Origin of the sequence: Pseudomonas sp. YuFO20 (genome assembly GCF_035064975.1) — a bacterium.
Taxonomy (GTDB): Bacteria; Pseudomonadota; Gammaproteobacteria; order Pseudomonadales; family Pseudomonadaceae; genus Aquipseudomonas; species Aquipseudomonas putida_AE.
The window spans coordinates 50,209-72,977 of the sequence record NZ_JAXDEO010000032.1 but is presented as its reverse complement, the minus strand read 5'-3'; the positions used below and the strand labels follow the sequence as shown (position 1 = coordinate 72,977).

General features: G+C 60.0%; 27 protein-coding genes. 18 read left to right on the top strand and 9 right to left on the bottom strand.

Features of this window, described 5'->3' with window-relative positions; all coding sequences use genetic code 11:
• The first annotated feature begins 372 nt into the window (after nt 1–372).
• From SOP85_RS18900 to SOP85_RS18860, 9 genes are all read left to right on the top strand, one after another.
• On the top strand, nt 373–1,494 hold the full coding sequence (locus SOP85_RS18900; RefSeq protein WP_046818713.1) for a Re/Si-specific NAD(P)(+) transhydrogenase subunit alpha: 1,122 nt from the start codon (nt 373–375) through the stop codon (nt 1,492–1,494).
• An 11-nt stretch (nt 1,495–1,505) separates the two neighbouring features.
• On the top strand, nt 1,506–1,862 hold the full coding sequence (locus tag SOP85_RS18895; protein WP_008064823.1) for an NAD(P) transhydrogenase subunit alpha: 357 nt from the start codon (nt 1,506–1,508) through the stop codon (nt 1,860–1,862).
• Complete coding sequence (locus SOP85_RS18890) at nt 1,859–3,292, top strand: NAD(P)(+) transhydrogenase (Re/Si-specific) subunit beta (RefSeq protein WP_323627844.1); 1,434 nt, start codon at nt 1,859–1,861, stop codon at nt 3,290–3,292. The genes SOP85_RS18895 and SOP85_RS18890 overlap by 4 nt, the downstream gene beginning before the upstream one ends.
• A 215-nt stretch (nt 3,293–3,507) precedes the next feature.
• The gene (locus tag SOP85_RS18885) at nt 3,508–5,001 is read left to right on the top strand and encodes an acetyl-CoA hydrolase/transferase family protein (RefSeq protein WP_323627842.1); all 1,494 of its coding nucleotides are present in this window, start codon (nt 3,508–3,510) and stop codon (nt 4,999–5,001) included.
• A 319-nt stretch (nt 5,002–5,320) separates the two neighbouring features.
• Entirely contained in the window at nt 5,321–5,536 is a 216-nt protein-coding gene (locus SOP85_RS18880) for a DUF1127 domain-containing protein (RefSeq protein WP_007902752.1), read from the top strand.
• Between the two features lie 337 nt (nt 5,537–5,873).
• The gene (locus SOP85_RS18875; protein WP_274073862.1) at nt 5,874–6,191 is read left to right on the top strand and encodes a DUF2388 domain-containing protein; all 318 of its coding nucleotides are present in this window, start codon (nt 5,874–5,876) and stop codon (nt 6,189–6,191) included.
• A 107-nt stretch (nt 6,192–6,298) separates the two neighbouring features.
• Entirely contained in the window at nt 6,299–6,616 is a 318-nt protein-coding gene (locus SOP85_RS18870) for a DUF2388 domain-containing protein (RefSeq protein ID WP_274073861.1), read from the top strand.
• A gap of 28 nt (nt 6,617–6,644) precedes the next feature.
• Nucleotides 6,645–6,965, top strand: coding sequence for a DUF2388 domain-containing protein (locus SOP85_RS18865; RefSeq protein WP_020798084.1), 321 nt, complete (start codon nt 6,645–6,647; stop codon nt 6,963–6,965).
• The gene (locus SOP85_RS18860; RefSeq protein WP_323627840.1) at nt 6,962–8,923 is read left to right on the top strand and encodes a DUF7844 domain-containing protein; all 1,962 of its coding nucleotides are present in this window, start codon (nt 6,962–6,964) and stop codon (nt 8,921–8,923) included. The genes SOP85_RS18865 and SOP85_RS18860 overlap by 4 nt, the downstream gene beginning before the upstream one ends.
• A 72-nt stretch (nt 8,924–8,995) precedes the next feature.
• Here the strand turns inward: SOP85_RS18860 and SOP85_RS18855 are convergent, their stop codons facing one another.
• From SOP85_RS18855 to trpB, 3 genes are all read right to left on the bottom strand, one after another.
• Nucleotides 8,996–9,442: an anti-virulence regulator CigR family protein gene (locus SOP85_RS18855; RefSeq protein WP_274073859.1), complete on the bottom strand. Its 447-nt coding sequence runs from the start codon at nt 9,440–9,442 to the stop codon at nt 8,996–8,998.
• A gap of 121 nt (nt 9,443–9,563) precedes the next feature.
• On the bottom strand, nt 9,564–10,376 hold the full coding sequence (trpA, locus tag SOP85_RS18850; RefSeq protein ID WP_274073858.1) for a tryptophan synthase subunit alpha: 813 nt from the start codon (nt 10,374–10,376) through the stop codon (nt 9,564–9,566).
• Nucleotides 10,376–11,611: a tryptophan synthase subunit beta gene (trpB, locus tag SOP85_RS18845; RefSeq protein ID WP_323609102.1), complete on the bottom strand. Its 1,236-nt coding sequence runs from the start codon at nt 11,609–11,611 to the stop codon at nt 10,376–10,378. Before trpB ends, trpA begins: the two co-directional genes overlap by 1 nt.
• Before the next feature lie 114 nt (nt 11,612–11,725).
• On the opposite strand from trpB, the gene SOP85_RS18840 reads away from it, so the two are divergent.
• Complete coding sequence (locus SOP85_RS18840) at nt 11,726–12,643, top strand: LysR family transcriptional regulator (RefSeq protein ID WP_323627839.1); 918 nt, start codon at nt 11,726–11,728, stop codon at nt 12,641–12,643.
• On the opposite strand, the gene SOP85_RS18835 is transcribed toward SOP85_RS18840, so the two are convergent.
• Nucleotides 12,616–12,942: a DUF883 family protein gene (locus tag SOP85_RS18835; protein WP_077185133.1), complete on the bottom strand. Its 327-nt coding sequence runs from the start codon at nt 12,940–12,942 to the stop codon at nt 12,616–12,618. The genes SOP85_RS18840 and SOP85_RS18835 overlap by 28 nt on opposite strands.
• A 157-nt stretch (nt 12,943–13,099) precedes the next feature.
• Here SOP85_RS18835 and SOP85_RS18830 point away from each other — a divergent pair, with 157 nt between their 5' ends.
• Nucleotides 13,100–13,315 (top strand): dodecin, encoded by a 216-nt coding sequence (locus SOP85_RS18830; protein ID WP_010465710.1) that lies wholly within the window; start codon nt 13,100–13,102, stop codon nt 13,313–13,315.
• Nucleotides 13,316–13,436: 121 nt separating this feature from the next.
• Complete coding sequence (locus SOP85_RS18825) at nt 13,437–13,661, top strand: DUF1161 domain-containing protein (RefSeq protein ID WP_274073855.1); 225 nt, start codon at nt 13,437–13,439, stop codon at nt 13,659–13,661.
• Between the two features lie 77 nt (nt 13,662–13,738).
• Here SOP85_RS18825 and SOP85_RS18820 read toward each other — a convergent pair whose 3' ends face one another.
• Entirely contained in the window at nt 13,739–14,740 is a 1,002-nt protein-coding gene (locus tag SOP85_RS18820) for an LLM class flavin-dependent oxidoreductase (protein ID WP_274073854.1), read from the bottom strand.
• A 240-nt stretch (nt 14,741–14,980) separates the two neighbouring features.
• On the opposite strand from SOP85_RS18820, the gene SOP85_RS18815 reads away from it, so the two are divergent.
• Both SOP85_RS18815 and SOP85_RS18810 read left to right on the top strand, forming a co-directional pair.
• Nucleotides 14,981–15,412, top strand: coding sequence for an OsmC family protein (locus SOP85_RS18815; protein WP_274073853.1), 432 nt, complete (start codon nt 14,981–14,983; stop codon nt 15,410–15,412).
• A gap of 146 nt (nt 15,413–15,558) precedes the next feature.
• Nucleotides 15,559–15,792, top strand: a complete 234-nt coding sequence (locus SOP85_RS18810) for a DUF1161 domain-containing protein (protein ID WP_323627838.1) — start codon at nt 15,559–15,561, stop codon at nt 15,790–15,792.
• A gap of 6 nt (nt 15,793–15,798) precedes the next feature.
• On the opposite strand, the gene SOP85_RS18805 is transcribed toward SOP85_RS18810, so the two are convergent.
• Complete coding sequence (locus SOP85_RS18805; RefSeq protein WP_323609105.1) at nt 15,799–16,218, bottom strand: PA0061/PA0062 family lipoprotein; 420 nt, start codon at nt 16,216–16,218, stop codon at nt 15,799–15,801.
• A 40-nt stretch (nt 16,219–16,258) separates the two neighbouring features.
• Nucleotides 16,259–16,681 (bottom strand): PA0061/PA0062 family lipoprotein, encoded by a 423-nt coding sequence (locus SOP85_RS18800; protein WP_274073850.1) that lies wholly within the window; start codon nt 16,679–16,681, stop codon nt 16,259–16,261.
• Between the two features lie 59 nt (nt 16,682–16,740).
• Between SOP85_RS18800 and SOP85_RS18795 the strand changes: the two genes are divergently transcribed.
• Nucleotides 16,741–17,817: an aminopeptidase gene (locus SOP85_RS18795; protein ID WP_323627836.1), complete on the top strand. Its 1,077-nt coding sequence runs from the start codon at nt 16,741–16,743 to the stop codon at nt 17,815–17,817.
• Between the two features lie 109 nt (nt 17,818–17,926).
• Here SOP85_RS18795 and SOP85_RS18790 read toward each other — a convergent pair whose 3' ends face one another.
• Both SOP85_RS18790 and SOP85_RS18785 read right to left on the bottom strand, forming a co-directional pair.
• Nucleotides 17,927–18,577, bottom strand: a complete 651-nt coding sequence (locus SOP85_RS18790) for an HAD family hydrolase (RefSeq protein ID WP_323609107.1) — start codon at nt 18,575–18,577, stop codon at nt 17,927–17,929.
• 28 nt (nt 18,578–18,605) lie between these two features.
• Nucleotides 18,606–19,151 carry a gamma carbonic anhydrase family protein gene (locus tag SOP85_RS18785; RefSeq protein WP_323627834.1) on the bottom strand — a complete coding sequence of 182 codons (546 nt, stop codon included), beginning with the start codon at nt 19,149–19,151 and terminating at the stop codon, nt 18,606–18,608.
• Between the two features lie 89 nt (nt 19,152–19,240).
• Here SOP85_RS18785 and prlC point away from each other — a divergent pair, with 89 nt between their 5' ends.
• The 3 genes from prlC to SOP85_RS18770 all read left to right on the top strand — a co-directional run bounded on the left by prlC (nt 19,241) and on the right by SOP85_RS18770 (nt 22,748).
• The gene (gene prlC, locus SOP85_RS18780; RefSeq protein ID WP_323627833.1) at nt 19,241–21,292 is read left to right on the top strand and encodes an oligopeptidase A; all 2,052 of its coding nucleotides are present in this window, start codon (nt 19,241–19,243) and stop codon (nt 21,290–21,292) included.
• Entirely contained in the window at nt 21,289–21,576 is a 288-nt protein-coding gene (locus SOP85_RS18775; RefSeq protein ID WP_046818691.1) for a YheV family putative zinc ribbon protein, read from the top strand. The genes prlC and SOP85_RS18775 overlap by 4 nt, the downstream gene beginning before the upstream one ends.
• A 113-nt stretch (nt 21,577–21,689) precedes the next feature.
• Nucleotides 21,690–22,748 (top strand): PA0069 family radical SAM protein, encoded by a 1,059-nt coding sequence (locus SOP85_RS18770; RefSeq protein WP_323627832.1) that lies wholly within the window; start codon nt 21,690–21,692, stop codon nt 22,746–22,748.
• Nucleotides 22,749–22,769: the final 21 nt, after the last annotated feature.

The window sequence follows — 22,769 nt, the reverse complement described above, 5'->3', positions numbered from 1 at the left end:
TGTCGCATGGAGGAAAACTGTAAAGCCAAGCAGTACAAACGTGCCACAAGCGCCTGACGACGCGGCTTTGCGCCACTATTTCATCACCATGTCGCATCATTCATATGGCCGATGTGTAATTTGTTGGATTGGCCCCAGAATCCACGAAAGGCACGGCCTAGACGGGATTGAGCCGTTTGGTTGCGACATTCGGTCACGGGGTGACTTGTAGTTAATTTTCCGTCACCCGTCATAATCCCTTGAAGGGCACAAAGTTCGCCTGCAAAATGCCGCGCCCCGCCTGAATTTAGCGGGGTCGTGCTGATCGGCCGCCCCAGCCGCACCATCCGTAGTGCATGGGTTTACTCAATAAGATCACGCAGGAGATTTGACGTGCACATTGGTGTTCCTCTCGAAACCCAGACCGGTGAAACACGGGTTGCTGCAACCCCCGAAACCATCAAGAAGCTGATCGGCCAGGGTCACAAGGTCACTGTACAAAGCGGCGCCGGCGTCAATGCCAGCGTTGTCGACAGTGCCTATGAAGCTGCCGGCGCAACCATTGGCAGCGCCAGTGAGGCATTTGGTGCAGAGCTGATTTTGAAGGTCGTCGCCCCCAGCGACAGCGAGCTTGCGCTGATAAAGAGCGGCACCGTTGTGGTGGGGATGCTCAATCCGTTCAACAACGAAACCATCGCCAAGATGGCCGAGTGCGGCATTACCGCCTTTGCCCTGGAGGCCGCACCTCGCACCTCCCGCGCCCAGAGCCTGGATGTGTTGTCCTCGCAAGCCAACATCGCCGGCTATAAAGCCGTATTGCTGGCCGCTCATCATTATCCGCGCTTCATGCCGATGCTGATGACCGCTGCGGGCACCGTGAAAGCGGCGCGGGTGCTGATTCTCGGCGCCGGTGTTGCCGGATTGCAGGCCATTGCCACGGCCAAGCGCCTGGGCGCGGTGATCGAAGCGTCCGACGTGCGTCCTGCGGTGAAGGAGCAGATCGAATCCCTCGGCGCCAAGTTCGTCGACGTGCCTTACGAGACCGATGAAGAGCGTGAATGCGCCGTCGGTGTCGGCGGTTACGCCCGCCCGATGCCGGCCAGCTGGATGCAGCGTCAGGCCGTGGCCGTGCACGAGCGCGCCAAGCAGGCTGACATCGTCATCACCACGGCACTGATTCCGGGTCGCAAGGCACCGACACTACTCAGCGCGGAAACCGTGGCGCAGATGAAACCCGGCTCGGTGGTCATCGACCTCGCCGCAGCCCAGGGTGGCAACTGCCCTTTGACCGTGGCCGATCAGGTGGTCGTCGAAAACGGCGTGACCATCGTTGGCCCGACCAACCTGGCTGCCGCCGTAGGCGCCGATGCTTCGGCCCTGTATGCGCGCAACCTGCTGGACTTCATGAAACTGTTGTTCGATAAAGAAGGACAACTGGTGATCAACCTTGAAGACGATATCGTCGCCGCGTGCCTGATGTGCCGCGACGGCCAGATCGTGCGCAAGAACGGCTGAGGATAAAAACAATGGAAGACATGCTGATCTCTCACGGTATCTACAACCTGATCATCTTCGTGCTGGCCATCTATGTCGGCTACCACGTGGTCTGGAACGTGACGCCTGCACTGCACACCCCACTGATGGCCGTGACCAACGCGATCTCGGCCATCGTCATCGTCGGCGCCATGCTCGCTGCCGCCCTCACCGTGACCCCGCTGGGCAAGACCATGGGCACCCTGGCCGTGGCCCTGGCCGCGGTCAACGTGTTCGGTGGCTTCCTGGTCACCCGGCGCATGCTGGAAATGTTCAAGAAGAAAGCGGCTCCAGCAAAGGCTCCGGCAGCCAAGGCCGAAGCAATCAAGGCTGAGGTGCAGCAAGCATGAGTATGAACCTGGTTACTTCCCTGTATTTGATCGCCTCGGTCTGCTTCATCCAGGCGCTCAAGGGACTCTCGCACCCCACCACGTCGCGTCGCGGCAACCTGTTCGGCATGCTCGGCATGGGCCTGGCGATCCTCACCACGGTCGGCCTGATCTACAAGCTCGGTGCTGAGCTGGCCCATGACGGCATCGTCTACGTGATCGTCGGCCTGCTGATCGGCGGCACTGTCGGTACGATCATGGCCAAACGCGTTGAAATGACCAAGATGCCGGAACTGGTCGCCTTCATGCACAGCATGATCGGCCTGGCAGCGGTGTTCATCGCCATTGCGGCGGTAGTCGAGCCGCAGTCGCTGGGTATCGTTGCGCAGCTGGGTGACGCGATCCCGGCCGGTAACCGCCTGGAGCTGTTCCTCGGTGCCGCCATTGGTGCGATCACTTTCTCCGGTTCGGTAATCGCCTTCGGCAAGCTGTCGGGCAAGTACAAGTTCCGCCTGTTCCAGGGCGCACCCGTACAGTTCACCGGTCAACACAAGCTGAACCTCGTGCTGGGACTGGCGACACTCGGCCTGGGCATCACCTTCATGTTGACCGGAGACCTCAGCGCCTTCGCCTTGATGCTGGCCCTGGCCTTCATCTTGGGTGTGCTGATCATCATCCCGATCGGTGGCGCGGACATGCCAGTGGTCGTATCCATGCTCAACAGCTACTCCGGCTGGGCGGCAGCGGGTATCGGCTTCTCGCTTAACAACTCGATGCTGATCATTGCAGGCTCCCTGGTGGGCTCGTCCGGTGCGATCCTCTCGTACATCATGTGCAAGGCGATGAACCGCTCCTTCTTCAACGTACTGCTTGGCGGCTTCGGCAATACTGCCGACGCAGGTCCTGCAGGCGCCAAGGAAGCCCGTCCGGTGAAATCCGGTTCGGCTGACGACGCTACCTTCCTGCTGACCAACGCCGACACCGTGATCATCGTTCCGGGTTACGGCCTGGCGGTAGCACGGGCACAGCACGCACTGAAGGAACTGACCGAGAAGCTGACCCATCGCGGCGTGACCGTGAAGTACGCGATCCACCCGGTCGCCGGGCGTATGCCGGGGCACATGAACGTCCTGCTGGCCGAGGCCGAAGTGCCTTACGACCAGGTGTTCGAGATGGACGACATCAACTCCGAGTTCGGCCAGGCCGACGTGGTGCTGGTGCTGGGTGCCAACGACGTGGTCAACCCTGCCGCGAAGAACGATCCGAAATCGCCGATTGCCGGCATGCCGATCCTCGAAGCGTTCAAGGCCAAGACCATCATCGTCAACAAGCGCTCGATGGCCAGCGGCTACGCCGGCCTGGACAACGAACTGTTCTACCTGGACAAGACCATGATGGTGTTCGGCGACGCCAAGAAAGTCATCGAAGACATGGTTAAAGCCGTCGAGTAAGACCGCTTGGCAATGCCACAACGCCCCGACTCGTCGGGGCGTTTTTGTTTGCGTTAATCGTCGGGAAAAGGGCCGCTTTGTTACCGAAACGGTAACGGTGTTTTGTCTGGAAGTGCCGGAATAGACGCCTCGTTTGCGACCTTGGTAGCGGGACAGGGCATCAACAAATTCTCTAGACTGGACATCCTGCTACCCGTTGCCCGAGATAACAATTCATGTACCGTGACCGTATTCGCCTGCCTTCGTTGTTGGATAAAGTGATGAGCGCCGCCGAGGCTGCCGCTCTGATTGAGGACGGCATGACCGTCGGCATGAGCGGCTTCACCCGCGCCGGCGAAGCCAAGGCCGTACCCCACGCATTGGCCGAACGGGCCAAGGTCACTCCGCTGAAGATCAGCCTGATGACCGGCGCCAGCCTGGGCAACGACCTCGACAAACAACTCACCGAGGCCGGCGTATTGTCACGACGCATGCCGTTCCAGGTGGACAGCACCCTGCGCAAGGCGATCAACGCCGGCGAGGTGATGTTCATCGACCAGCACCTCTCGGAAACCGTCGAGCAATTGCGCAATCAGCAACTGAAGTTGCCGGACATCGCGGTGATCGAAGCCGTGGCCATTACCGAGCAAGGCCATATCGTGCCGACTACGTCCGTGGGCAACTCGGCCAGTTTCGCGATTTTCGCCAAGCACGTCATCGTCGAGATCAACCTGGCGCACAACCCGAACCTCGAAGGCCTGCACGACATCTATATCCCGACCTATCGTCCGACTCGTACGCCGATTCCCTTGGTCAAGGTCGACGATCGCATTGGCAGCAGCGCCATCCCGATTCCGCCGGAAAAGATCGTCGCGATCGTGGTCACCAACCAGTCCGACTCACCGTCCACCGTGCTGCCACCGGATGTGGATACCCAGGCCATCGCCGATCACCTGATCGACTTCTTCAAGCAGGAAGTCAGCGCCGGGCGCATGACCAACAAGCTCGGCCCGTTGCAAGCCGGTATCGGCACCATCGCCAACTCGGTGATGTGCGGCCTGATCGATTCGCCGTTCGAACACCTGACCATGTACTCCGAGGTCCTGCAGGACTCGACGTTCGACCTGATCGATGCCGGCAAACTGAGCTTTGCATCCGGCAGTTCGATCACCTTGTCGAGCCGGCGCAACGCTGACGTGTTCGGCAACCTGGAGCGCTACAAGGACAAACTGGTCCTGCGCCCCCAGGAAATTTCCAACCACCCTGAAGTGGTCCGTCGCCTCGGCATCATTGGCATCAACACCGCCCTTGAGTTCGATATCTATGGCAACGTCAACTCCACCCACGTCTGCGGCACGCGGATGATGAACGGCATTGGCGGCTCGGGCGACTTCGCGCGCAACGCACACCTGGCCATCTTCGTGACCAAGTCGATCGCCAAGGGCGGGGCGATTTCCAGCGTGGTTCCGATGGTCAGCCACGTTGACCACACGGAACATGACGTCGACATCCTCGTCACCGAGGTCGGCCTGGCGGACCTGCGTGGCCTGGCCCCCCGGGAGCGGGCGCGCGTCATCATCGACAACTGCGTACACCCGGATTACCGCCAGGCCCTGAACGACTACTTCACAGCGGCCTGCGCAATCGGCGGGCACACGCCGCATATCCTGCGTGATGCACTGAGCTGGCACATGAACCTGGAAGAAACCGGAAGAATGATCGCCGTGTAATTGATACAGATGGCAGCTGACGCAAACACAGTTTCGTCAGCTTGCCGTTGCCGAACAGAATCCTGACAAAAACTGTACTACTGTACCGGTCATTTCCTACCGAATTTTCCTACACCACCCCCTCAAATCACCAAAATCGCACCACAATAGAGCAGACAGGTACAGTTGCCTTATTTTCGACCAGTACACCCCCTATAAACAGTTAACTGAGCTCTCACAATACAGATGAACTGTATCTACAGAGACTAGGCAAACGAGAGGATCATGGGCACCAGTCAAGCCACTACCTAATCCCGCCATAAGCGGAAGGATGTAAACCATGGAACGTACACTCAGTTCCGAACTGTTCTTCGAAGACACCGCTGCAAAAACCCAGGCTTCCATGCCTCTGCGCGTTATCGCCAACCTGATGCTGTGGCAGCGCCGCATCTCCAGCCGCCACCAGCTGGCTCGCCTGGATTCGCGTCTGCTGGCTGACGCCGGGATTAGCGAAGCACAACGCTACGAAGAGCTGAGCAAGCCGTTCTGGCGCTAAGTTAGCGTCGCTGGCTCTGACCTCAGGGTCCACCGCCAGCAACCCGAATTGAACAAGCAAAGCCCGTCGTGGGAAACCACGACGGGCTTTGTCGTTTCACCGGCTGTTAACGCATAACCAGTACAGTTTTCTCATTTATCGATTACACCGATACAGTTGAGCAACCAGTTTTTCATCCGTTCAAACTGATTTCCAGCAACCTTTTCTCTTATAGGCTGTTCGAAACGTCCTGCTCAGGCCTAATATCAAGCCAGAACGTGGCGCCCCCCGAGTGTCTGGCGTCTGATCATCAGACACTGCACCACCTCTTTATCGTCTCATCCAAAGGAGTTACACCATGTCCCGTCTTCGTCTGCTCAGCGCTGCAGCCCTGCTTGCCGTGGCGGCCAATGCCCACGCCACCAGCTTCATCGTGACGACCGATGCCGTCGTCGGTGCACTCAAAGCCACCTCCGACGCGACTTCCGACATCACGTCTTCGTTCAAGGATGACAAGATCGTGCTCGCGGCCCGTGACGACGCTGCCAGCTTCGTCGCCAGCGAAGGCAGCATCCGTGGGGTAAAACTGGAAAGCGCACTCGATCACATTCGCCATCAGGCTCCACAGCTGAACGCAACAGACGCACAATTGGCCCAGGCCATCCTGACCATCTAAGCGTTTGCCTTGATGTGGGACACGCATGCCGTGTCCCAATGTTTCCGCGCTGGCTCTAGCCCGGGCCTTGCGCTAGCCTTGGGACTCACTTTCAACTGTCGAGTCTCATGCGTTTTCTTTCAAATCTGTTGATAACCCCAGTATTTCTTGCAGCCAGCTACTCGGGGGCGGCCCATGCCTTCGATGCGTTCAACCTGTCTACCCAGGGCATTGTGGCCAGCAGTTATGCCTCAAGCCTGGTGACCTCTGCCCCCTTCGACCATAAACTGTTGCTCGCCGCCCGGGATGATGCCGCGGCATTCGTCGCCAGTGATGGTCAAATGAGAGGCGTACGACTGGAATCGGCCTTGTCTTACCTGCGCCACGCCCAGCCAAAACTTCATGCCAGCGACCTTGAACTGGCACAGGCAATTCTCGTCCAATAGTTATCCCAAGTTCCTCCGGAGTCGTTCCATGCGTAACCCGCTGATTGTTGCCACCCTTGGCCTGCTGTTGTTGGCTGATGTGGCCCAGGCCCAAACCCTGGTTGCCACCAGCAACATCCTCATTCGTGCCACCCAGCGCACACTGGACTTCACTTCCGACACGACGACGTCGATCCGCGACTCGAAAATCGTCCGCGAAGCCCAGGACGATGCTGCGAGCTTCGTCGCCAGCAACGGCGATATTCGTGGCGCGCACCTGGAATCCGCTCTCAATTTGTTGCGCACTCGCGTTCCGGAAGCCCGCGATGCCAGTGACCAGGATCTCGCCGAAGCCATCCTCGCACTGTGAGGTCTCCAGTTGCCTTGCTGTTGGCCGGGGTCGTGCTGCTGTTTGGCAGCACGGCCCACGCCGACCTCGAACTGCACCTCAAGACCGAAGGCCTGAGCCCCGCGCAACAACAGGCCAGCCAGGCGTTGCTTGATGAAGCCATGCAGGCATTGCCGCCGCGGTTCATCGAGCAACTCGACCGGCGCATCGACGTCGGCTGGACCGATGACATGCGCAGCGATGCCTATGGCCAGGCGTCGCCGGTGTCCGAACTCGACCTGAATCGCAAACTGCTGGCCAGCCTCACCGACGGCAGTGCGGCGAGCAAAAAAACCAATCGCCCCCATGGCACTGTGCGCCGGGAACTGCTGGCCACGGTGTTGCACGAGCTGACTCACATTTATGACCGCTCGCGCTTGTGGCCTACGTCGGAACGCACGTTGATTCAACGCTGCACCCGCCAGGAGAGCAGCTCGGGGCTGGTGGGCATTCCCGACCAATGCCGTGGTCAATCGGGCCGGCGCTTCACGCTCAGCGATGACCCGCGCCTGCTCGACCTCGCCGGTTGGCAGCAATACGTTGGCCGGCGTGGCGAGCGCGAACAGCACAACCGCCAGATCGCCCGCAGCCCGGACATCTACGAGATCAGCAGCCCGAAGGAATTCGTCGCGGTCAACATGGAGTATTTCCTCCTCGACCCGAGCTACGCCTGTCGTCGCCCGGCGCTGTACCGCTACTACAAGGAGCACTTCGGCTGGGCTCCCGCCGCCAAAGGCGATTGCGCCAAGACCTTCGCATTCCTCAACGCCGGCAATGACTTCGCCAAGACGCCCCTGGGCCAGGTCGATCCGGAGCGGGTCTACGCCGTCGACTACTTGCTGGCAGAGGCCAACCAGAACTGGGTCAGCCGTTGGGGCCACAGCATGTTGCGCCTGGTGATCTGCGCCCCGGGCAGACCCCGCGGGCCGGATTGCCGCCTGGACCTGGACCAGCACCTGGTACTGTCCTACCGCGCATTCGTGGGCGACGTGCAGCTATCGAGTTGGGATGGCCTGGTGGGTAAATACCCGTCCCGCCTGTTCGTGTTGCCACTGGCCCAGGTGATCGACGAATACACCAAGACCGAGTTGCGCAGCCTCGCCTCCGTGCCACTGAACCTGTCGCGTGACGAGATTGAAAACGTGGTGGAGCGTGCCGCCGAGATGCACTGGAGTTACGACGGCAACTACTTCTTCCTGTCGAACAACTGCGCCGTGGAAGAGCTGAAGCTGCTGCGTGGTGGCACCAACAACTCAAAACTGGTTGCCCTGGACAACATCATGCCCAATGGCTTGCTGGAAGTGCTGAAGGGCCGCGGGCTGGCGGATACCAGCGTGCTGGACGACCCGCGTGAAGCCCTTCGCCTGGGTTATCGCTTCGACTCTTTCCGCGATCGCTATCAAGCGATGTTCGAGGTGTTGAGAAAGCGCCTGCCGATCAAACAGGAAAAGGTCGAAGACTGGTTGTCCCTGACTGCTGCAGAGCGCCGCCAATGGTTCGATCAGGCAGACTTGCGCACCAGCGCGGCCTTGCTCTTACTCGAGCAGGCAAGCTATCGCCAGCAGTTGCTCCTGGCCCAGGATGAGGTGAAACAACGTTACCTGGGGGCCCGTGAGCTGAAAAACGGCGGAATGGACAAAGCCAACGCGACACTAAGGCAAATTCTCGACAACAGCGGTTTCCTCAGTCGCCCGGCGGAACTGCTCGGCAGCGGCGGTTATGGCCTGCCGCAACCTGCTGAATGGCAACGCCTGGAATCGGAAACCAGCCTGCGGCAGAAGCAGCTTCAGGTATTGACCGGGGATCTGGACAAGGAAGTCAGGGCGCTCCTCGATCCAGATCGTGCAGCGGAAATGGCAGCCAATGAAGCCAACGTGAGACAGATTGGCGAACATTTGCGCAAGTTGCACAAGGCATCGGGTGGATTGGAGTTGCCATGAGGTCATAAAAGCAAAGATCGCAGCCTCCTGTAGGAGCTGCCGAAGGCTGCGATCTTTTTCACGCTGGCCCCATCAATACAAAACGCCCTGCAACACCTCGTAGACAATCCCCGTACCCGCAGCAATCAGCACAACATCCCCGCCCGCACGACGCCATTCATAACCCGGGTAATACGGCAGTCGCTCCAACGCCCTGTTATCCAGGCGTTCGCCGTAATAACCACGGGGCAGCGGCCGACCACGCTCCAGATGAATGCCTGGTGGCAACGGCGCACCACGGACGAAATACTCGCGCTGGTCATGAATCGTCTGACGCACCGGGGCAAAGTCCCGAGGAGGCGGCCCACCGCGATGATTGTCCTGCCCGCCACGATGGTCATTGTCACGGTTATCGTAATGGCCCTGTTGCGGGCCGCCGTGGTCATGATCGTCGCGCTGATCGGCGCTGGCGTGCAGCAATGGGGTCGCACTGAGCATCAGCACACCCAGGCTGGCAATCAGACGTTTCGGCATTTTCATTGGGTCTTTCCTCAGAACACCTGCAGCAAAAAGGGCTTCAGAACATGGTCCTGAAGCCCTCGGTCTTGCTGGTTAGTCTGTGTTGGGAGGCTCTAATTCCTCTGTATCAGGAACTTTACCTTCAGCTGACACGGGCCTTACGCACGCCATCGGCCAACGCCGAGCACAGGCTCAAAACGCCATCGACCGCTTGCTCCGCAGTCGTGGCATTGGCGATCTGATCGATCAACGCCGAACCCACGACCACGCCATCGGCCAGACGCGCGATGTTCGCCGCCTGCTCCGGCGTGCGGATGCCGAAACCGATGCTGATCGGCAGGTCGGTATGGCGACGCAGACGCGCCACTGCTTCTTCGACGTGCTCCAGGGTTGCCGCGCCCGCACCGGTCACACCGGCCACCGACACGTAGTACACAAACCCGGAGCTGCCGTTGAGGACGGTTGGCAGACGCACATCATCGGTGGTCGGTGTGGTCAGGCGGATGAAATCGATGCCCGCGGCCTGGGCCGGGTCGCACAGTTCACCGTTATGCTCGGGTGGCATGTCGACCACGATCAAGCCGTCGACACCCGCTTCTTTCGCCTCGGCAATGAACCGCGGCACGCCGTATTTGTGGATCGGGTTGAAGTAGCCCATCAGCACCAGGGGCGTTTCGTTGTTGTCCTTGCGGAACTCACGCACCATTTCCAGGGTTTTCGCCAGGTTCTGCTTGGCCTCCAGGGCACGGATGTTGGCCAGCTGGATCGCCGGACCGTCAGCCATCGGATCGGTGAAGGGCATGCCCAGCTCGATCACGTCGGCGCCCGCCGCTGGCAGGCCCTTGAGGATCGCCAGGGAGGTGTCATAGCCCGGGTCGCCCGCGGTGACGAAGGTCACCAAAGCGGCGCGATTCTGTTCCTTGAGTTCGGCAAAACGCGTTTGCAGGCGGCTCATCAGTGTTTCTCCTGCTTGGATGGCTCTTGTTGAGAGTGTTCCATGTGGTGCATCACGGTCTGCATGTCCTTGTCGCCACGGCCAGACAGGTTGACCACCATCAGGTGATCCTTGGGCAGGGTCGGCGCGCGCTTGAACACTTCAGCCAGGGCATGGGCGCTTTCCAGGGCAGGAATGATTCCTTCCAGGCGGCAGCACTGGTGGAAGGCCGCGAGTGCTTCGTCGTCGGTCACCGAGGTGTACTGGACACGGCCGATGTCATGCAACCAGGCGTGTTCCGGGCCGATGCCCGGGTAGTCGAGGCCAGCGGAGATCGAGTGGGCGTCGATGATCTGGCCATCGTCGTCCTGCAACAGGAAGGTGCGGTTGCCGTGCAGTACACCCGGTACGCCGCCGTTCAGGCTGGCCGCGTGCTTGCCGGTCTCGATGCCGTAGCCGGCCGCTTCCACGCCGATGATCTCGACGCTCTTGTCGTCCAGGAACGGGTGGAACAGGCCCATGGCGTTGGAACCACCACCGATGCACGCCACCAGGCTGTCGGGCAGGCGGCCTTCCTGGGCTTGCAGCTGGTCACGGGTTTCCTTGCCGATCACGGCCTGGAAGTCGCGAACCATCGCCGGGTAAGGGTGCGGACCGGCCACGGTGCCGATCAGGTAGAAGGTGCTGTCGACGTTGGTCACCCAGTCGCGCAGGGCTTCGTTCATCGCATCCTTCAGGGTGCCGGTACCGGCCACCACCGGGATCACTTCGGCGCCCAGCAGCTTCATGCGGAACACGTTGGCCTGCTGGCGTTCGATGTCGGTGGTGCCCATGTAGATCACGCAGTCCAGGCCGAAACGCGCGGCCACGGTGGCCGTCGCCACGCCGTGCATGCCGGCGCCGGTTTCGGCGATGATGCGTTTCTTGCCCATGCGCCGCGCCAGCAGGATCTGGCCGATGCAGTTGTTGATCTTGTGCGCGCCGGTGTGGTTGAGCTCTTCACGCTTGAGATAGATCTTTGCGCCGCCACAGAATTCGGTCAGGCGCTCGGCGAAATAAAGCGGGCTCGGACGACCGACGTAATCGCGCTGGAAATAGGCCAGCTCTTCCTTGAAGGCAGGATCTTCCTTGGCCGCTTCGTATTCACGGGCCAGGTCGAGGATCAACGGCATCAGGGTTTCGGCAACATAACGGCCACCGAACGCGCCAAACAGGCCGTTGGCGTCAGGGCCGTTGCGCAGATTAGTCTGGGTCATGGGGCGCTCCAGTTGAATTGCGTAGGAATACAATGGGCACCACTCTACCCCCTGACGCCCCGGGGTGAAAACCGATAAGATCGCTGCAACCTGTCAGGAAAACTCACAGATCAAATGAGCCACGACCTCCCACCGTTGAACGCCCTGCGCGCCTTCGAAGCCACGGCCCGCCTGAACAGCGTCAGTCAGGCTGCCGAACAGCTGCACGTCACCCATGGTGCGGTCAGCCGGCAGCTGAAAGTGCTTGAACAACACCTCGGCGTGAGTCTGTTCATCAAGGATGGGCGCGGCCTGAAACTCACAGATGCCGGCATGCGTTTGCGTGACGCCAGCGGCGAAGCGTTCGAGCGCTTGCGCAGCGTGTGCGCCGAACTCACGCAAAGCACCGCGGATGCGCCGTTCGTCCTCGGCTGCTCGGGAAGCCTTCTGGCGCGCTGGTTCATACCGCGTCTGGGACGGCTGAACGCCGACCTGCCCGACCTGCGCCTGCACCTGTCAGCCGGTGAAGGCGATCTCGATCCCCGTCGCCCGGGGCTGGACGCCCTGCTGGTGTTTGCCGAGCCACCCTGGCCCGCGGACATGCAGGTCTTCGAACTGGCCAGCGAACGGATCGGCCCGGTCATGAGCCCTCTGTTCGCCGGATATGAGCGCCTGCAAACGGCGCCGGCCCAGGCGCTGCTCACTGAATCGTTGCTGCACACCACTTCGCGTCCGCAAGCCTGGCCCAGTTGGGCGCAGCAAAGCGACCTCGACGCCAAGGCGTTGAAGTACGGTCAGGGGTTCGAACATCTGTATTATTTGCTGGAAGCAGCCGTGGCCGGGCTGGGCGTGGCTATCGCCCCCGAGCCGTTGGTGGCCGAGGATTTGAAGGCGGGTCGCCTGGTTGCCCCATGGGGATTTTGTGAAACCCCCGCTCACCTGGCCTTGTGGTTACCCAAGCGCGCCGCGGACGGGCGCGCCAGGCAACTGGCGCAATGGCTCAAGAATGAGCTGCGCCAGACCGATCATTCCCCGCGCTTAAACAGCAGGTAGGCCGCCAGCAGGCCCAGCGCACCGACAGCAACCCCGGCGGTCGTCCAAGGGTGCTCCTGCGCGTAGTCCCGAGTGGCAATGCCGGTCTCACGGGTTTTGACCTTGACCTCTTCATAGGCATCGGTGAGCAGATGGCGCGAATGCCTCAGAGCGTTCTCCGCATTGCCTTTCAACACCTTGAGGGTTTTACGCGACTCGTCCGAGGCGTCGTCCTTCAGGCTTTCCAAGGATTTGAGCAGACTCTCGATCTCCGCTTCCATGCTTTGCAATGAGGCTTTACGTAACGAGCTGTTGGCCATGGTGGCTCTCCTGCATTGTTGATGAGTGGCGTGTGTTGGTTGGGACTTCAGGGACTCGAGAAAGTGCAGTAAATGTGAGCATCCATGTCGCACCGACCGAAGGCAGTAAGACGGAAAATCACTGCTAGGCTGTAATTCACACCCTAAGGAGAACGCCATGACTGACCATCACACCTATAAGAAAGTCGAACTCGTCGGCTCATCCACCAGCAGTATCGAAGACGCGATCAACAACGCCTTGGCCGAGGCCAACAAAAGTATCAAGCACTTGGAATGGTTTGAAGTGACCGAAACCCGCGGACACATCAAGGACGGCAAGGCTGCGCACTTCCAGGTGACGCTCAAGGTCGGGTTCCGGATTGCCAGCAGTTGAGGTTGGTCTAGTCTTCTGAACTTGCGCGCTGGCCGAGTGCCATAGGGAATGGCAATGCGCTAGATGCGTTTCCGGCCAATGGCTGGATGCCTTTTTTTGATCCGACCAGAGAATGCGACCGATGAAGAAGTTTATTTTGGCGGTAGGCTTGTTGAGCCTGGCGGGTACTGCCTTCGCTGAAGGCGGCAAGTCCTGCGAAGAATTGAAAGCCGAGATCGCGGCAAAGCTCGATGCCAAGGGCGTTTCCGGTTATTCGCTGGAAATTGTCGATAAAGGCAATGCGTCTGGCGGAAAAATCGTCGGCACCTGCGAAAAGGGCAGCAAGGAAATAGTCTACAAGCGATAGCCCCGACAAACGGTGGCCCCAACCAATTGCTAGCAAAAAGCCGACGCCATCGCGTCGGCTTTTTGCGGTTAGCTTGCTTAGCCCTTCATGACCTGCGCCAGTAGCTCATAGGAATGCAGACGGTCCGCGTGTTCGTACAGGTCGCAGGTGAAAATCAGCTCGTCGGCTTGAGTCTGCTCGATCAGCACTTCCAGCCTGGCGCGGATTTTTTGCGGGCTGCCGATCATCGCCAGCCCCAGGAAATCACTGACGGCTTCCTTCTCATGAGGCAGCCATAGCCCGTCCATGGTTTTCACCGGCGGACGTTGCACCAGGCTCTGGCCACGCATCAGGGCGAGAATGCGCTGGAATACCGAGGTCGCCAGATAGTCGGCCTGTTCATCCGTGTCGGCGGCCACCAGCGGCACGCCAAGCATCACGTAAGGCTTGTCCAGCACGGCCGAAGGTTTGAAATGATTGCGGTAGACACGAATAGCCTCATGCATGAAGCGCGGAGCGAAATGCGAGGCGAAGGCATAGGGCAAACCGCGTTCGCCTGCCAGCTGCGCACTGAACAGGCTTGAGCCCAGCAGCCAGATCGGAACATTGGTGCCGGTGCCCGGCATCGCGATGATGCGCTGGTCCGGTGTGCGTGGGCCGAGATAACGCACCAGTTCGGCCACGTCTTCCGGGAAGTCGTCGGCACTGCCGGAGCGCTCGCGGCGCAGTGCGCGGGCAGTCATCTGGTCGGAACCAGGCGCACGGCCCAGCCCCAGGTCAATGCGCCCCGGATACAGGCTTTCCAGCGTGCCGAATTGTTCGGCAATCACCAGTGGCGCATGGTTGGGCAGCATTATCCCGCCAGAACCGACACGAATGGTCGAGGTACCACCGGCCAGATAGCCGAGCAGCACGGAGGTCGCGGAACTGGCAATGCCGTCCATGTTGTGGTGTTCGGCGACCCAAAAGCGGTTATAGCCGAATTTCTCGACGTGTTGCGCCAGGTCCAGCGAGTTTCGCAACGATTGCGCGGCGCTGCCGTTCTCCCGAACGGGCACCAGGTCGAGGGTCGAAAACTTGATATCGGACAGTCGTTTCATGAACCTGCTTCTCCAATTGAGGGCGCAGGTTTCTTGATACAAACGAAAACCTGCCGAATCCATAAGCGTGTTTCATGCAATGAGGGCATATACCCGAGTTTCAATAGCACAGAGAAATTTACTGACAAAATGACGCTGCGATCAGATGCGCTGAACTTTGCTGCCCGGTCTATCCTCAGAACCCTAGCGAACGAAACCACAACGGCGCGACGCTTCGCGCCGGATCTTGAGGAGACAGGCATGGCTATCACAAAGAAAGCATCGGCCCACTGGGAAGGCGATCTGAAAACCGGCATCGGCTCGATTTCCACCGAAACCGGTGTGCTCAGGGACGCGCCGTATGGCTTCAAGGCCCGCTTTGAAGGCGGCAAGGGCACCAACCCGGAAGAGCTGATCGGCGCCGCCCACGCGGGCTGTTTCTCGATGGCGTTTTCCATGATTCTCGGCGACGCCGGCCTCAAGGCCGACAGCATCGACACCAACGCCGAAGTGACCCTGGATCAGGTAGAGGGTGGTTTTGCAATCACGGCGGTGAAATTGATTCTCAAGGCAAAAATCCCCGGCGCGAGCCAGGCGCAATTCGATGAGTTGAGCAACAAGGCCAAGGAGGGCTGCCCGGTATCCAAGGTGCTGAACGCGAAAATCAGCCTGGATGCGACTTTAGTCAGTTGAATCCAAAAGATCGCAGCCCTGTAGGAGCTGCTGAAGGCTGCGATCTTTTTTGCGTTATGTAAGATTTGCCGGGCAAAACTGTGGTCGAATAAATGACAGCAGCAAAAACGCATGACCTGTGCGCGCTGCCTGAAGGAGCTTCAACCATGAAACGTTTTGCCTTGGCGGTTATCTGTTGCGCCCTGGCCACTTCGGCCCTGGCGGCACCTAAACCTTGTGAAGAACTCAAGGCCGAAATCGAAGCCAAGATCCAGGCCCGCGGGGTGACCTCCTATACCCTGGAAATCGTGACCAATGACGAAGTGCACGATCAGAACATGGTCGTAGGCTCGTGCGACGGCGGCTCCAAAAAAATCATCTACCAGAAGAATGACCGCTGACCGCTCCTACGGCACACAATTGACCTGGCTGTCTTCGGCGACGATCTCGCGCTTGGCGTTATAGAGGCGCGCTTCAGGGGTGAACGCCATGGAGCGGGCTTGCAGCAGATATCGCTGACCGGCTTCGAAATGATCGTATTTGATGATCATGTAGCACAGCCGCTCGGTGGAGCCGCCGAACAAGTCCGAGCCCCCGCCTGGCACCTCGAAATCGAAGCGCACGGTGAGCACATGGCTACCGGGAGTGACCTGGAAAAAGCGTCCGTCACGCAAGCGCTGGTTATCCAATCGCTCGCCCATCAGCAATTTATCGTTGGGGAATGGCGTAGAGAAGTCGACCCACGCCATATTGGGATTGGCCGCCGGCATCGGCGACGAACAGCCGGCCACTGCACTTGCGGCGAGTAACAGCATCATCCTGCGCATGATGAATGTCCCAATGTCGGGATATTCAGAATAGCGCCGATCAGGTCCGTTGGCAGCCAGCCGGTGTGCCCTGGCCAATCACTTTTCGCTGCTGATCATAAAGCTTGGCCCATGGCCGGAAGCCGATATTCCCCGCTTGCAGCTGGTAGCGCTCGCCCGCATTGAAGTCGCTGAATTTCACATTCATCTGGCAGTCACGCCACAGAGGTTCCGCATTGGGGCCGATATTGGTGGGCTGGACCGGGAACTGGTAACGAACGGTCAGCTCATGGCTGCCGGGTTGAACCTCGAAATAGCGCTTGTCGGTGGCTGCTTTGTTGTCCACCTCCAGCGCCACCAGGGCCGAGTCTTCCTGATGGGATTCCAGATCGATCCAGGCTTGCGTCGGATCATGGTGAGGTAATCCGAATCCGGCACAACCGGCCAGCGTCAGCAGGCCTCCCGTCAGCATCAACTTGCGCATAGCGGAGCTCCAGTCAAGCGGGATAGTCTTGCGAGCAGACTCTCCAGGGATTTTTTATTTTGATCAGGCCGCGTCGAAGCCATGGGTTACTTGATCGCGTTTTACGCATTTTGTTTCCGGGTGTGTTGTTTTTGTTACTCAACGGTTGTTCCAGCATCAGCTACTACAGTCAGTTGGCGAGTGGCCAGCTGCAACTGCTGCGGGCACGGGAGCCCGTTGCCCGGGTAATTGCCGATCCACAGCGCGATCAGAAATTGCGTACGCACCTGGCCCAATCACAAAGGGCCCGGACCTTCGCCAGCCAGCAACTGCACCTGCCGGACAATCAGAGTTACCGCTTGTATGCCGACATTGGCCGCCCCTATGTCGTCTGGAACGTGTTTGTCACCCCGGAATTTTCCCTGAAACCGCAAAACCACTGCTTCCCCATCGCCGGTTGCGTAGCCTATCGCGGCTACTACAGCCAGGGCGCGGCTCGCGGCGAGGCGGCAGTGCAACGCCTGCAAGGCATGGACGTGTCCATCGGTGGCGTAGAGGCCTATTCGACCTTGGGCTGGTTCAACGACCCGATCATGAACTCCATGATGGGCTGGGGCGATGAACGCCTGGCCACGCTGATCTTTCATGAGCTCGCGCACCAGCGCGTTTATGTGAAGGACGACACTGAGTTCAACGAGTCATTCGCCACCTTCGTCGAGCAGGAAGGCACCCGCCAATGGCGGGCGTTTCGGGGCCTGCCGCCGGACAGCAGCTTGCTGTCGCAACAACGGGAGCAGTTCATTGCGCTGGTGCTGGATACCCGCACCCGGCTGGAAAAACTCTACAACCAGCCGCTGCCGCCTGAGCAAATGCGCCAGCGAAAAGCGGCGGAATTCGAGCGCCTGCGCAGCGAATACCGACAGCTGCGTGACAGCCAATGGGCCGGGGACAAACGTTATGACGCGTGGATCAATGCGCCGATGAACAATGCGCGGTTGCTGCCGTTTGGCCTGTATGACCAGTGGGTGCCGGCGTTTGCGGCGCTGTTCAGGCAAGAGGGCGGGGATTGGGTGAGGTTTTATGCGCAGGTCGAGAAGTTGGGTGTGTTGCCGGTTGTTGAGCGCAAGACGGCGTTGAAGGAGTTGGCTGGATCCTGAATCTTCGGTGGCAGTGAGGTCCTCTTCGCGGGCAAGCCCGCTCCCACAGTGATTTGTGTCGACGACGCAATACCCTGTGGGAGCGGGCTTGCCCGCGAAGGCGTTCTGATCAACGCTGCAAAAACGCCTGATGCATCTCATCCAGCGTTTCAAAATGATAGGTCGGCGCTTCTGCGCTTAACTCTTCCCGACTGCCAAACCCATACCCAACAGCCGCCACATCCAGCCCATTGCTGCGCGCACCGATCAGGTCATGCTTGCGATCGCCGATCATCAGGGTCTGGGCCGGGTCGAGGCCCTCTTCGGCCACCAGATGGGCAATCAGTTCGACCTTGTTAGTACGGGTGCCGTCCAGTTCGCTGCCGTAGATCACCTTGAAGTGTCTGGCAAAGTCGAAATGCCGGGCGATTTCCCGGGCGAAAACCCAGGGCTTGGAGGTCGCGATGTACAGCTGTCGCCCTTGCCCGCCAAGCATTTCCAACAACGGCGTGACCCCGTCGAATACGCGATTTTCGTACAGCCCGGTGACCTTGAAGCGTTCACGATAGAAGTTCACCGCCTCCCAGGCCCTGGCCTCGTCGAAGTCATAGAACTGCATGAAGGCCTGTAACAAGGGCGGACCGATAAAGTGCTCGAGCTTGCTCAGGTCGGGCTCATCGATGCCCAGCTTGCCCAGGGCAAACTGAATCGAACGGGTAATGCCTTCGCGCGGGTCGGTCAGGGTGCCATCAAGGTCGAACAGTACGGTTTGGTAATGCATGAAAATTCCTGGGCAATAGCGAGACGTTTCAGATCCGGTCGTAGCCTTCGGCCAGATGCAGGTCCTTGAGCTTCACGTAGTTCGCCGCGCTGTAGGTGAAAAAGGCTTGTTCCTTATCGGTCAGCGGGCGGATCTGTTTCACCGGGCTGCCCACATACAGGAAACCGCTGTCCAGGCGTTTACCCGGAGGTACCAGGCTGCCGGCACCGATGATGACATCGTCGGCGACCACCGCACCGTCCATGACGATGCTGCCCATGCCGATCAGCACCCGGCTGCCCACGGTGCAGCCATGCAGCATGACTTTGTGGGCGATGGTCACGTCATCGCCGATCAACAACGGGAAACCGTCGGGGTTGAACGGCCCGGCATGGGTGATGTGCAGTACGCAGCCATCCTGCACGCTGGTGCGAGCACCGATGCGGATGCGGTGCATGTCGCCGCGGATCACCGTAAGGGGCCAAACGGAGCTGTCTTCACCGATCTCGACATCGCCGATCACCACCGCCGAGCCGTCGACAAAAGCGCCCTTGCCGAGCAATGGCGTGTGATTCTGGTACTTGCGAAGGTTCACGATAGGATTTCTCTCTGTTGCTGATAGCTGCGGTGAGCGTCGATTGTAATTAAGATGGCTGCATGTTTCTTCCAGCCAAGGTGCCAACCGTGAGCGTGAACAACCCTCTTTTGCAGTCCTACGACCTGCCGCCGTTCTCCGCGATCCGTGCCGAGCACGTGCAGCCGGCCATTGAACAGATCCTGGCTGACAACCGCGCCGCCATTATCGAGATCCTCAAGACCCAGGGCAAACAACCGACCTGGGCCGGGCTGGTGCTGGCAATGGACGAGCTCAACGACCGCCTGGGTGCGGCCTGGAGTCCGGTCAGCCACTTGAATGCCGTGTGCAACAGCGCCGAACTGCGCGAAGCCTACGAGGCTTGCCTGCCGGCGTTGAGCGCCTACTCCACCGAAATGGGCCAGAACCGTGAACTGTTCCAGGCCTATGAGGCCCTGGCCAACAGCCCGGAAGCAGGCGGTTTCGACGTAGCGCAGAAAACTATCCTGGAACACGCCCTGCGCGATTTCCGTCTATCGGGTATCGACCTGCCGGAAGCTGAGCAGAAGCGTTACGCCCAAGTGCAAAGCAAACTGTCGGAGCTGGGCAGCCGCTTCTCCAACCAGCTGCTGGATGCTACCCAGGCCTGGACCAAGCACATCACCGACGAGTCCACCCTCGCCGGCCTGACCGATTCGGCCAAGGCGCAAATGGCCGCCGCCGCGCAAGCCAAGGACCTCGATGGCTGGCTGATCACCCTGGAATTCCCGAGCTACTACGCGGTGATGACCTACGCCCACGACCGCGCCCTGCGCGAGGAAGTCTACGCCGCCTACTGCACCCGCGCGTCGGACCAGGGCCCGAATGCCGGCCAGAATGATAACGGCCCGGTCATGCAGGAAATCCTCGACCTGCGTCAGGAACTGGCAAAACTCCTGGGTTTCGCCAGTTTCTCGGAACTGAGCCTGGCCACCAAAATGGCTGAATCCAGCGATCAGGTACTGAGTTTCCTGCGCGACCTGGCCAAGCGCAGCAAACCGTTCGCCGCCCAAGACCTGGAACAACTCAAGGCTTACGCCGCCGAACAGGGCTGCCCGGACCTGCAAAGCTGGGACAGCGGCTTCTATGGCGAAAAACTTCGCGAGCAGCGTTACAGCGTTGCCCAGGAAGCCCTGCGCGCCTACTTCCCGATCGACAAGGTGCTCAGTGGGCTGTTCGCCATCGTTCAGCGTCTGTACGGCATCGAGATCGCCGAGCAAAAAGGCTTTGATACCTGGCACCCGGATGTCCGCCTGTTCGAAATCAAGGAAAACGGCCAGCACGTCGGCCGTTTCTTCTTCGACCTGTACGCCCGCGCCAACAAACGCGGTGGTGCCTGGATGGACGGTGCCCGTGATCGTCGTCGCACCGCCGAGGGCGTACTGCAGAGCCCGGTGGCCAACCTGGTGTGCAACTTCACGCCGGCCGACAGCGGCAAGCCTGCCCTGCTGACCCACGATGAAGTCACCACCCTGTTCCACGAGTTCGGTCATGGCCTGCATCACCTGCTGACCCGCGTCGAACATGCCGGCGTGTCCGGCATCAACGGCGTGGCCTGGGATGCGGTCGAGTTGCCAAGCCAATTCATGGAAAACTGGTGCTGGGAGCCCGAGGGGCTGGCGTTGATCTCCGGTCACTATGAAACCGGCGAACCACTGCCCCAGGATCTGCTGCAGAAAATGCTCGCGGCGAAAAACTTCCAGTCCGGCCTGATGATGGTTCGCCAACTGGAATTCTCGCTGTTCGACTTCGAACTGCACGCCACCCACGGTGACGGTCGCAGCGTGCTGCAAGTGCTTGAAGGCGTGCGCGACGAGGTCTCGGTGATGCGCCCTCCGGCCTACAACCGTTTCCCTAACAGCTTCGCGCACATTTTCGCCGGCGGTTACGCGGCGGGCTACTACAGCTACAAATGGGCTGAAGTGCTCTCGGCCGATGCGTTCTCGAAATTCGAGGAAGAAGGTGTGCTCAATGCCGATACCGGCCGGGCGTTCCGTGAAGCCATCCTGGCGCGCGGCGGTTCCCAGGAGCCAATGGTGCTGTTCGTCGACTTCCGTGGTCGTGAGCCTTCGATTGACGCACTCTTGCGCCACAGCGGCCTGAGTGAGGGCGCGGCAGCATGAGTGAGGGTCCCGTGATTACCAAACGACGCTTTATCGCCGGCGCGGTCTGCCCGGCCTGCAGCGAGCCGGACAAATTGATGATGTGGAGTGAAGACGATGTACCGCATCGCGAGTGCGTGGCCTGCGGTTATTCCGATACGCTGAATGAACAAGGTCTGTCCGTTCCCAAGGAACTGGGCACTCGGGTCAACACATCCGCGCTCAAGCCTGCGGACACCAAGGTTCAGGCGGTGCAGTTTTTTCCGAATCCGAAACTGAAGAAAAAGCCTGACGAACAGCACTGAGTAGAAAGCGCCTTCTCCCACGGCGCAATGCCGTGGGAGAAGCTGCCAAACGGCACTGGTCACTCAAGCCTTCGCCGTATACTGTATAGACATACAGCATGCGAGCTATCCCCATGAACACGCCCTTGCCCCCTCGCGGTCGCGGCACCGCGACCAACCCGCACAATCGCTTCGCCCCCCATCGTTCGGTGGCCGAGGACGACGGCTGGTTTGAGGAAGCGCCGATGACCCAAGGCACCGAGGTGTCCATCGAGACTGCGAAAACCATCATCACCCGCAACAACTCACCAGACCTGCCCTTCGACCGATCGATCAACCCTTATCGCGGCTGCGAGCACGGGTGCATCTACTGTTATGCGCGACCCAGCCACGCCTATTGGGACATGTCGCCAGGCCTGGATTTCGAGACGAAGCTGATCGCCAAGACCAATGCTGCGGACATACTGGAGGAACAGCTTTCCAGGCGTGGCTACCAGTGTGCCCCCATCAACCTGGGGTCCAACACCGACCCTTACCAGCCCATCGAGCGTGAGTACAAGATCACCCGCCAAACCCTCGAAGTGCTGCTGCGCTACCGTCATCCGGTGACAATCGTGACCAAAGGCTCGTTGATTCTGCGCGACCTGGACCTGCTGGCCGAACTGGCCCGACAACGGCTGGTGGCGGTGATGATCAGCCTGACCACGCTGGACGACGAACTCAAACGCATCCTCGAACCCCGTGCTGCGGCGCCCAAGGCCCGGCTGCGGGCAATCCGGGTGTTGCGCGAAGCCGGGGTTCCGGTGGGCGTGCTGTGTTCACCGATGATTCCGATGATCAACGACAGCGAAATCGAAAACCTGCTCACAGAGGCCCATGCGGCCGGGGCACAGAGCGCCGCCTACATGATGTTGCGCCTGCCCCTGGAAGTCGCGCCGCTGTTCGAAGAATGGCTGGCTGCCCACTATCCGCAACGGGCGGCGCATGTCCTGAGCCTGATTCGCCAGACCCGAGGCGGCGAGCTATACGACAGTCGCTTCGGCGCCCGCATGCGCGGTGAAGGTCCCTTTGCCGATCTGTTGGCCCAACGTTTTGCCAAGGCCATCAAGCGCCTGGGGCTCAACCATCGGGAGGGTTTCAACCTGGACTGCGAAGCCTTTTGTCCGCCCGGTCGCCAAATGTCGCTGATTTGAGGACAATTGGCCTATGGTTGA